Below are 10,228 nucleotides of genomic sequence, written 5' to 3' on the forward strand. Positions count from 1 at the left end.
GTCCGCGGACGGGCGCGAGCCCGTCCGCGGACTGCCGATCGCTAGCCCTTGGAGTGGCGCTCCAGGAACTGGTAGACCTCGGTTTCGTCGACGCCTGGGAAGGAGCCCAGGGGCATTGCGGCGAGTTGGGAGCTGGCGGCTCGGGCGGTGGGCCAGACTTGGCCGGCCCAGACCTTCGCAAGCTGTCGCGGGGGGTTGCGGCAGCAGTCGGGGTCGGGGCAGCGGGAGACCGAGCGGGCCTTGGTCTCCTTGCCGCGGAACCACTTCGCCGATTCATACGGCACGCCGATGGAGAGGGAGAACAGGCCGTCGGCGCTGCGCTCGGTGCGGGCCGTGCACCAATACGTGCCGGTCGCGGTGTCGGTGTACTGGTTGAACGCGTTGAACTTGTCGGGCACGTCGAACACCTGGCGGCTCGTCCAGTACCGGCAGATCGGCTGGCCCTCGATCGCGCCGGTCGGGTCGGCGGGGAAGGCGACGTCGTCGTTCTCGTAGGCCTTGAAGATGATCCCGGATTTGTGGACCTTCTGGAAGTGGGTCCTGATGCCGAGGTGGTGCGTCGCCAGGTTGGTGAAGCGGTGGGCCGCGGCTTCGTAGGACACCGCGAAGTTGTCTCGCAGGTCTTCCACCGCTACTTCCTTGTCGGACATGGCGTTTCTTAGGAAGGCCACCGCGCTTGACTCTGGGATCAGCAGAGCCGCGGCGAGGTAGTTCGTGGAGACTCTTTGGCCCAGGAATTCCAGATAGGTCCTGGGGACTTCGTGTTCCAGCACGTAGCTCGCCAATGCCTGGAGCAGCACGGTCCGCGGGTCGTGCGAGCCCGTGCCCACCTGCGTCAGGTAGATCCGGCGGTGCTTCAGGTCGGTGACCGAGCGGGTCGAGTGCGGGAGGTCGTCGACGTGGTGCAGCGTGAACCGCAGGTGCGCGGCGAGGTCGGCGATCTGGTGCTGTGAGAGCGGGCCGCCCGCGTAGTCGACCTTCCCTAGGAGCGTGCGGGCCTCGGCCTCGATGTCGGCGAAGTAGTTGTCCTTGTCGCGCATCCGGCGGCGCAGTTCGGTGTTCGCTCGGCGGGCCTCTTCGGGTGTGGCCGTGTGGAGGTTGACCTGGCGGTCCACCTCACGATGGAGCCCCACCAGGGCTTCCAGGGCCTCAGTCGGGAGGCGGGTCGACGGTTTGACCGACGGGAGGCCCAGCGAGCGGTACTGCGAACTGCGCTGGGCCCTTTCCAGCTCAATTTCCAGCGCAACGCGCCGGTTCGGCGGCTCCGCGCCCAGGAGCTCGTCGGAAGAAACGCCGAACGCCTTCGCGAGCGCCCGCAGCATAGACAGCTTCGGCTCCTTCTTCCCGTTCTCGATCAGCGACAGCTGCGAAGGCGCCGCGCCGACCGCCGCGCCCAGGTCCTCCAGGCTCATCTCGCGCTGTTTGCGCAGGTGCCGGATCTGCTTGCCGAGGCTGATGAGGTCGACCGAGACGTCGTCGGCGGCCAGCTCGGCGGCCTCGGCCGCGCCCCAGGGGCGGTGCGGGGAGTCCGACGGGAGCGGAGGCAGGTTCGTCATTTCCCCAGTATTGCGAAGAAACGCGATTCTTTCCACCGGGAACGGCTCCCCAGGCGTGGCCAGACGTGAAAGATTTCTGTTACCTGCAAGTAATGACCGCCGATGCGGTCCCGACTTCTCGGAGCCGACGATGTCCGACAGCCAGCGCGACCCTCAAGCGATCGAAACGCAACTCGCCGCCGAGCGCCTCTCCATCGAGTGGGCCTCGGACCCGCGATGGGCGAACACCGTCCGCGACTACAGCGCCGAGGACGTGGTGCGCCTGCGCGGCCGCGTCACCGAGGAGCACACCCTCGCCCGCCGCGGCGCCGAGCGCCTCTGGTCCCGGCTCACCGAGGACGCCGCCACCGGCGGGTACACCCACGCGCTCGGGGCCATGACCGGCGGCCAGGCCGTCGAGCAGGTCAAGGGCGGGCTGCACGCGATCTACCTGTCCGGCTGGCAGGTCGCGGCCGACGCGAACCTGGCCGGGCAGACCTACCCCGACCAGTCGCTGTACCCGGCGAACTCGGTTCCGCAGGTGGTGCGGCGCATCAACAACGCGCTCATGCGGGCCGACCAGATCGAGGCCGCCGAGGGCGTCCAGTCGGTGGACGACTGGCTGGTGCCGATCGTCGCCGACGCCGAGGCCGGGTTCGGCGGGCCGCTCAACGCGTTCGAGCTCATGAAGGGCATGATCGCGGCGGGCGCGGCCGGCGTCCACTGGGAGGACCAGCTCGCCTCCGAGAAGAAGTGCGGGCACCTGGGCGGGAAGGTGCTGATCCCGACCGGGCAGCACGTCCGGACCCTGAACGCGGCCAGGCTGGCCGCCGACGTCGAGGGCGTGCCCAGCGTGATCGTGGCCCGCACCGACGCCGAGGCCGCGACGCTGCTGACCTCCGACGTGGACGAGCGCGACCGCCCGTTCCTCACCGGGGAGCGCACCGCCGAGGGCTACTACCGGGTCACGAACGGCATCGAGTCGTGCATCGCCCGCGGCCGGGCCTACGCGCCGTACGCGGACCTGCTGTGGATGGAGACCGGCACCCCCGACCTCGAAGTGGCGCGGAAGTTCGCGGAGGCGATCAAGGCCGAGCACCCCGACCAGATGCTCGCGTACAACTGCTCGCCGTCGTTCAACTGGAAGCGCCACCTCGACGACGACACGATCGCGAAGTTCCAGCGCGAGCTCGGGTCGATGGGCTTCACGTTCCAGTTCATCACCCTCGCCGGGTTCCACGCGCTCAACCACTCGATGTTCGACCTCGCGCACGGGTACGCCCGGGAGGGCATGACCGCGTACGTGGACCTCCAGGAGCGCGAGTTCGCCTCGGAGGACCGCGGGTACACCGCCACGAAGCACCAGCGAGAGGTCGGGACCGGCTACTTCGACCTCGTCACGTCCGCGCTCAACCCGAAATCTGAGACGCTCGCGCTCGCCGGGTCGACCGAGCAGGGACAATTTCACTAGCTGCCCAGCGACCAAGTCCGTCGGGGCGGGGTTCGCACCCCGCCCCAGCCACATAAGGAGTTCTCAGTGGTCACCACTTCACCGACCCGCACCGACGCGGGGATCACGGTCAACGGGCCCCGCGTCGAGCGCGAGGACGAGGTCCTCACGCCCGAGGCGCTCGCGTTCGTCGCCGCCCTGCACCGGAAGTTCGCGCCCCGCCGCCAGGAGATCCTCCAGGCCCGGCAGCAGCGCCGCACCCGGATCGCCAACGGGGTCGACCCCGGCTTCCTCCCCGAGACCGCCGACGTGCGCGACGACTTCTCGTGGAGCGTCGCGACCCTCGCCCCGGGCCTGGAGGACCGCCGGGTCGAGATCACCGGCCCGTGCGACCGGAAGATGACGATCAACGCGCTGAACTCGGGCGCGAAGTGCTGGATGGCGGATCTGGAGGACTCGTCGACCCCGAACTGGCACAACGTCATCGACTCGCAGATCAACCTGCGGGACGCGATCGAGCGGCGCATCGACTTCACGAGCGATCAGGGCAAGGAGTACAAGCTGTCGGGTGAGACCCTGACGGACCTGCCCACGATCATCGTGCGGCCGCGCGGCTGGCATCTGGCCGAGCTGCACCTGCGCGTCGACGGCCTGCCCGTCGCCGGGTCGCTTGTGGACTTCGGGCTGTACTTCTTCCACAACGCGCACCGGCTGCTGGAACTGGGCCGCGGGCCGTACTTCTACCTGCCGAAGCTCGAATCGCATCTCGAAGCGCGCCTGTGGAACGACGTGTTCGACACCGCCCAGGACCTCCTCGGCATCCCGCGCGGCACCATCCGCGCCACGGTCCTCATCGAGACGATCACCGCGGCGTTCGAGATGGAGGAGATCCTCTACGAGCTGCGCCGCCACTCCTCGGGCCTGAACGCCGGGCGCTGGGACTACATCTTCTCGGTCATCAAGAACTTCCGCGAGCGGGGACCCCGTTTCGTGCTCCCCGACCGGGACCAGGTGACGATGACCGCGCCGTTCATGCGCGCCTACACCGAGCTGCTGGTGCGGACCTGCCACCGGCGCAGCGCCTCCGCGATCGGCGGGATGGCCGCGTTCATCCCCAGCCGCCGCGACCCCGAGGCCAATGCCGTTGCGCTGGAGAAGGTCCGGGCCGACAAGACCCGCGAGGCCGACGACGGCTTCGACGGCTCCTGGGTCGCCCACCCCGACCTCGTGCCCGTGGCGATGGCCGTGTTCGACGAGACGCTCGGCGGCCTGCCGAACCAGATCGACCGGCAGCGCGAGGACGTCATTCCCAATGCGGCTGCGCTGCTTGAGGTCGCGGCGACCCCGGGGGAGATCACCGAGGGCGGCATCCGCAAGAACCTCGAAGTGGGCGTGCGGTACATCGAGTCGTGGCTGCGCGGCGTGGGCGCCGCGGCGATCAACAACCTCATGGAGGACGCCGCGACCGCCGAGATCTCGCGCTCGCAGGTCTGGCAGTGGATCAACGCCGGCTCGACCACGAGCGATGGCCGCACCGTGACCCGCGAATGGGTCGAGCAGCTGCTCAAGGACGAGTTCGGCTCGCTCCAGCGCTTCGAAGGCGACCGCTTCGACGACGCCCTGTCGGTCTTCACCGAGTGCGCGCTGGGCGAGGACTACCCGACGTTCCTCACCCTGCCCGCGTACACCCGGTTCCTCATCTGAGGGCCGACCCCCTCGGCCGACCCCGCCTGCTGGCGCGCGGGGTCGGCCGCCCCCGGGACATATAGAGATATATCGGTGTCGATGTAAGAGCCTCTGGTTCCCTAGGGGCTCAAGCGCTTTCGTCCGGATCTATTAATGCCCGCGCGGCCTCGACCGCGAGCTCCGCCTCGGCGGTGGCGGCCGCGTAGTGGAGGCGGCGCATCGAGCGGATGGCCGAGCGGATCTCCTGGAGGTAGCCGCTGGCGGTGTGCTGCTTGCGGAAGTGCGGCTCGGGCAGCGCGGCGGGGTCGACGCCGACCGTGTCGATGACGACGCCGTAGGGGAGTCCCATGTGGGCGATCGCGTCGCAGTGCTGGAACGCCGTGTACGGCGCGGAGGTCACCACCAGGACCGAGTCGCCGGGGGCGAGGTCGGCGACCTCGTCGGCCCAGAACCGGCACGTATCCACAGTGTCCGCACGGCGGCGGTCGGGGACCGAGGACGGGGCGGCGACGGCGCGCACGGTCACCGGACCGGCCTCGTAGGTCGCGACCTTCCACGACCGGCCCGGTTCGCGGTGCGGGTCGCCGCCGGCGTCGATGCGCGGCTCGCCCTCGATCGCGAAGGCGCGCTTGAGGCTCGCCTCGATCGCGTCGACCTCGAAGGCCCCGCAGTGGAGCCCCGAGAGCGCCGCCGATTCGAGGTCGGCCGGGCCCAGCGGGCGGAAGCCGCCCACGCCGGTGACGTTGTCGGCGCCCGTCCCGGCCGCGAGCAGCTCGGCGGCGAAGCGGGTGCGGAACAGGCAGGAGGCGACGAGCCCGCCGAGGACGAGCACGTGCGTGTAGTGCTCCAGCCGCGGCTTCAGCTCGGCGCCGAGCCCGAGGGCCAGGGCCGCCTCGGTGACGGCGAGCTCCTGCTCGGGGTCGAACGGCTGCGGGGCGGTCTCGTGGCGCTCGCGGCCGGCGCGGAAGTCCCAGTGGACGGCGGAGAACGCCTCCAGGTACGCCAGATCGGTCGCCGTCCCGGTCCCGGGGAGGGACCCGCCGTGGCGGCGCAGGAGCTCGCGCATGGGTTCGGATTCGACCCAGGCGGCGACGTCCTCAAGCAGCGAGCGGGGGCCGGAGCCCCGGCCGTCGTAGTGCGGCAATCGCACGGGTGCGAACTCGGGCATGGCTAGTCCGATCTGCGGTGGAGTCTCGGCCTTGTGAGCCGTGGTGGTGTTGGGGCTCATGCTAATCGGTTACTGCGTGTACTTCTATGTTCAGACCAGGAGAAACGCCGTGTCGCCGCCCAAACACGCCGCGGCCGCCGATGCTGTAGCCCGGTGCGCGGCATGGGGTGGGGGGCCGCGCGAGTGGCCGTGGGTGTTCGGAATGCGAACGGGTTGCGTCCCTTCCGAGTGGAAGGCGCTCTCGGAGTTCATTACAGTTGCCTCCCTCTCGCGGTCGCCAAACCTGAGGGCGGTGTTAGGTTCTCCGGACCATCACCTATCGACGGGGAGTGACATGGCGGCGACGTGCCTGGTGGTCATGGGGGTCTCGGGCTCGGGGAAGACCACGGTCGCGAAGCTCCTCGCGGAGCGGCTCGACTGGGTGTTCGCCGAGGGCGACGAGTTCCACTCCGCGGTCAACATCAAGAAGATGCACGCGGGCGTGCCCCTGACCGACGCCGACCGGGAGCCGTGGCTGCGCAAGCTCCGCGACTGGATCAGCGACCGCGCCGACGAGGGCCGCTCCACCGTGGTGACGTGTTCGGCGCTGCGCCACCGCTACCGGGACGTCCTGCGCGAGTCGAGCGCCCGGATGCGGTTCGCCCACCTCGACGGCAGTCGGGAACTGATCGCCTCGCGCCTGGACCACCGCACCGGCCACTTCATGCCGCCCGCCCTCCTCGACACCCAGCTGGCCGCCCTGGAGCCCCTCGTCGCGGGCGAGGACGGCGTCACCCTCGACATCGCCGACACCCCTGACGAACTCGTCTCCCAGATCGCCGCGTTCCTGAAGTAGCGCAACGGGGGCGGGCCGACAAGGCCCGCCCCCGTGCCAGTTCTAACTAACCGCGGTTGAGGCGGCGGACCGCCAGCTCCGCGAGGAGCGCCGCGCCGTCGGCCAGCACCGAGTCGTCGAACGCCGCGCGCGGGGAGTGGTTCGAGGCCGCGTCGTTCGGGTCGTCCTTCACCGTGGCGCCGTAGAACATGTAGCTGCCCGGGACCGCGTCGAGAACCCGCGAGAAGTCCTCCGAGCCCATGACCGGCTCGGGCATCTCGGCGTAGCGGTCCTCGCCGAACAGGTCCTTGACGGTCTCGGCGATGAACGCGGCCTCGTCGGCGTTGTTGATCGTCGCCGGGTACTCCCGCTCGAACCGGACCTCCGCGTGGAGGCCGTGCGCCGTCGCGATGTCCTCGGCGAGCTTCACCGACTCCTTCTCGACCTGCGCGAGCGCCTCCTCAGAGAACGTCCGCACCGTGGCCTCGAACTTCGCGTTGTCCGGGATGATGTTGTGCCGGGTCCCGGCGTGGAACGTGCCGACGGTGATGACGATCGGCTCGAACACGCTGAAGCGGCGGGTGATGAGGTTCTGGAGGGCCGTGACGATCTCGGCCGCGACCGGGATCGGGTCGAGGGTCGCGTGCGGGCGCGAGCCGTGGCCGCCCTTGCCGACCACGTTCACGAACAGCCCCGAGGACGCGGCCATCATCGGGCCCGGCTTGGTGGTGAACACCCCGCGCGGGACCGTGTCGGAGATGACGTGCAGCCCGTAGGCGGCGTCGACCTTGCGGCCGGCCGCTTCGAGGACGCCCTCGGCGATCATGTGGCCCGCGCCGTCCCAGCCCTCTTCGCCGGGCTGGAACATGAACACGACGTCGCCCGCGAGCTCCGCCTGGCGGGCGGCGAGCAGCCTCGCGGCGCCGACGAGCCCGGCGGTGTGGAGGTCGTGCCCGCACGCGTGCATGGTCCCGACGTGCTTCGAGACGTAGTCGGCGTCGTTCTCCTCGGTGACCGGCAGCGCGTCCATGTCGCCGCGCAGCAGCACGGCCGGCCCCGGCTTGCCGCCGCGGAGCACCGCGGTGACGGCGGTCGAGCTCTGCCCGAGGGTGATCTCCAGCGGCAGGCCCTCCAGCGCTGCGAGGACGGCCGCCTGCGTCTTGGGCAGGTCGAGCCCGATCTCGGGGATCTGGTGGAGTTCGCGGCGCAGCGCGATCAGGTCGCCTTCGATGGCGGCGGCCTCTTCCCGGAAGTCCATGTGCGCTCCTGGCATATTGGGTTCTCGTTGCTAGCCGGGCGGTCAGTTTGCCTGGTGGACGCAATACTGCCACGCCCGGCCCGCAAACGTGAAAGGCGCCGCGGAACGACCCGCGGCGCCTTCGAAGACCTGCTAGAACACCGGCACGCCGTCGCGGGTCAGCACCCAGTCGACCGACGCGAACTCGGCCGGGTCGAGCGCGCCCTTCGCGGTCACCCACTCGATGATGCGCGTGCGGATCTCGATCGACTCGCTCCACAGCTCCTCGGCGGCGGCCACGTGCGGGAAGTTCCCGCCGCCGTTCGCGCGGTAGTTGTTGACCGCGAACACGAACCGCTGCGTGTCGTCGACGTCGGCGCCCGCGTACTTCAGGTTCGCGATGCGCGACCCCGCGGCCTTGGCGATGTCGATCTCGTACGTGAAGCCCGAGACGTAGTCGTAGTTGTAGTCCGGGCGACCGCCCTGGTTCGTGATCGCGTCCGGCGTCACCGGCGCGCCCGCGGCCGTCTGCACGAAGTACTGCGCCGAGTACTCCAGGTACGCCCGGATCTGCGCGCCCGTCAGCAGCTTCGCCACCAGCGTGTTGTCGTAGATGTACAGGCTGGAGAGGTCCTTGATCTTCACGTCGCCCTGCGGGATCAGCGAGGTCCGCGAGAACGGCGACGCCTGCGACACCACCGGCAGGTCCGCGTGCTCGGTCCCGGCCAGCGCCGCCTTGACGACGTCTTCCTGGACCTTCGTGATCAGGTCGATGATCGGCTCGTCCTTGTAGCGGGCCTCGGCCGTGACGAGGTCGATCGACGCCTGGCCGACGACCTGGTTGACGTAGGCGACGACCTCGTCGTGCTCGTCGGTGAGGATCTCGGTGATCCGCTCGTGCTCCTCGACGGTGTTCGAGTTGAGCACGGAGGCGCCGACGGACTCGACCTTCCACTGCCCGCGTTCCCACACCAGCTCGAAGTCGAAGCGGGTGAGGCGCTGGCCGTAGCAGAGCGGCTCGGAGAGGACGACCTCGCCGCCGTCGGGGCCGGCCACGCGGGTCTCGGGGATCTCGATGTGGGCGTGGCCCACCAGGATCGCGTCGATGCCGGGGACGGTCTCGGCGACGATCTTGGAGGCGTTCTCGATGCCCAGGCCCGTGGAGGTGTCGTAGGCGGAGGTGCCGGAGGTGCCCGAGTGGGCGGAGATGACGACGACGTCGACGCACTTCTCCTCGCGGAGGTGCTTGACCCAGTACGCGGCCTCGGATTCGAGGCTGGGGAACTCCAGGACGCCGTCGACGATGGCCTTGTCCCAGATGGTCACGCCGGGGGTGCACAGGCCGAGGATGGCGACCTTGACGTCGCGGCCGCGCGGGGTGCGCAGGCGCACGATGTGGTACGGCGGGAAGGCGGGGCGGCCGGTCTCGGTGTCGATGACGTTGGCGCCCAGGAGCGGGAAGTCGAGCTGGGACTCGAACTTGCGGAGCGTGTCGAGGCCGTAGTTGAACTCGTGGTTGCCGAGCGCGGCGGCGTCGTAGTCGATCGCGTTCATGGCCTGGGCCATGGGGTGGACGGGGCCGCCGTCCTCGGCGATGGGGTCGACGCGCGCGTAGTAGTACGCGAGGGGCGTGCCCTGGATGGTGTCGCCGGCGTCGATGAGGATGGTGTTCTTCTTGCCGACCTCCTCGCGGACCTGCTCGACGAGGGTGGCGACGCGGGCGAGGCCGCGGGTGTTGCCGGCGGCGTCGCTGTAGGCGGCGTCCTTGAAGTAGTCCCAGTTGAAGACGTTCCCGTGGAGGTCGGTGGTGCCCATGACGGTGAACGAGTAGCGCTTGGTGGACTGCTTCGCCGCGGCGGGCGAGGCGGCGGCGACGGCGGCCGCGGCCCCGGCGGCCGATGCGCCGAGGAGGGTTCTGCGGTTGACTGCCATTCGGGGTTGCTCCTTAACTCAGCACCGGGGATATGCGAGGGATGCCTGGAGTATTGCACCTGACCTCGGGTGTCATCCCATGACCCCATCTTGAACGACGGGTGTCGATGCCGCAACGAAACGGCCTACGAGCCCGAACCGCGACGGCGCGTCCCGACCCCGGTCCCTTGTCCGCAACCTCCCGTTCACCTACCCTGATGAGGCTTCGCCCCGATACGGAACACCCCGTCGACGCGGCCCGGGGCCACGGGCGGCCGCCTCCTCCCTTGAAAGCGATCCATATGCCAGAACAACTGCACACGCTCGGACGCCGCCGACTCCTCATCGGGTCCGCCGGACTGGCCGGGCTCCTCGCCGCGCCCGCCGTCGGCGGCGCGGCCGCCGCCGCACCGACCTCGGCCGACCC

7 protein-coding genes are annotated in these 10,228 nt (G+C 69.8%); 3 read left to right on the forward strand and 4 right to left on the reverse strand.

The window, feature by feature from the left end:
• Nucleotides 1-41: 41 nt before the first annotated feature.
• Nucleotides 42-1,556 carry a helix-turn-helix domain-containing protein gene (locus DI269_RS15830; protein ID WP_112137491.1) on the reverse strand — a complete coding sequence of 505 codons (1,515 nt, stop codon included), beginning with the start codon at nt 1,554-1,556 and terminating at the stop codon, nt 42-44.
• A 130-nt stretch (nt 1,557-1,686) separates the two neighbouring features.
• Here DI269_RS15830 and aceA point away from each other — a divergent pair, with 130 nt between their 5' ends.
• Both aceA and aceB read left to right on the forward strand, forming a co-directional pair.
• A complete protein-coding gene (gene aceA, locus DI269_RS15835) occupies nt 1,687-3,006 on the forward strand; it encodes an isocitrate lyase (RefSeq protein ID WP_112137492.1) in 1,320 nt (439 codons plus the stop codon).
• Between the two features lie 66 nt (nt 3,007-3,072).
• Nucleotides 3,073-4,689, forward strand: a complete 1,617-nt coding sequence (gene aceB / locus DI269_RS15840; protein WP_112137494.1) for a malate synthase A — start codon at nt 3,073-3,075, stop codon at nt 4,687-4,689.
• Between the two features lie 109 nt (nt 4,690-4,798).
• Here the strand turns inward: aceB and DI269_RS15845 are convergent, their stop codons facing one another.
• Nucleotides 4,799-5,899 carry a hypothetical protein gene (locus DI269_RS15845; protein WP_198667469.1) on the reverse strand — a complete coding sequence of 367 codons (1,101 nt, stop codon included), beginning with the start codon at nt 5,897-5,899 and terminating at the stop codon, nt 4,799-4,801.
• 274 nt (nt 5,900-6,173) lie between these two features.
• On the opposite strand from DI269_RS15845, the gene DI269_RS15850 reads away from it, so the two are divergent.
• Nucleotides 6,174-6,674, forward strand: a complete 501-nt coding sequence (locus DI269_RS15850) for a gluconokinase (protein ID WP_112137496.1) — start codon at nt 6,174-6,176, stop codon at nt 6,672-6,674.
• Between the two features lie 46 nt (nt 6,675-6,720).
• Here the strand turns inward: DI269_RS15850 and DI269_RS15855 are convergent, their stop codons facing one another.
• Together DI269_RS15855 and DI269_RS15860 are read right to left on the reverse strand one after the other, a co-directional pair.
• A complete protein-coding gene (locus DI269_RS15855) occupies nt 6,721-7,911 on the reverse strand; it encodes a M20 metallopeptidase family protein (protein ID WP_112137499.1) in 1,191 nt (396 codons plus the stop codon).
• Between the two features lie 132 nt (nt 7,912-8,043).
• A complete protein-coding gene (locus tag DI269_RS15860; protein WP_112137502.1) occupies nt 8,044-9,822 on the reverse strand; it encodes a bifunctional metallophosphatase/5'-nucleotidase in 1,779 nt (592 codons plus the stop codon).
• Nucleotides 9,823-10,228 lie beyond the last annotated feature (406 nt).

It is taken from the genome of Glycomyces dulcitolivorans (genome assembly GCF_003265355.1).
Taxonomy (GTDB): domain Bacteria; phylum Actinomycetota; class Actinomycetes; order Mycobacteriales; family Micromonosporaceae; genus Glycomyces; species Glycomyces dulcitolivorans.

Coding starts and splice junctions, on each gene's coding strand:
- DI269_RS15830 (WP_112137491.1), bottom strand. CDS start 1,556: ATGACGAACCTGCCTCCGCTCCCGTCGGACTCCCCGCACCGCCCCTGG.
- aceA (WP_112137492.1), top strand. CDS start 1,687: ATGTCCGACAGCCAGCGCGACCCTCAAGCGATCGAAACGCAACTCGCC.
- DI269_RS15845 (WP_198667469.1), bottom strand. CDS start 5,899: ATGAGCCCCAACACCACCACGGCTCACAAGGCCGAGACTCCACCGCAG.
- DI269_RS15850 (WP_112137496.1), top strand. CDS start 6,174: ATGGCGGCGACGTGCCTGGTGGTCATGGGGGTCTCGGGCTCGGGGAAG.
- DI269_RS15855 (WP_112137499.1), bottom strand. CDS start 7,911: ATGGACTTCCGGGAAGAGGCCGCCGCCATCGAAGGCGACCTGATCGCG.
- DI269_RS15860 (WP_112137502.1), bottom strand. CDS start 9,822: ATGGCAGTCAACCGCAGAACCCTCCTCGGCGCATCGGCCGCCGGGGCC.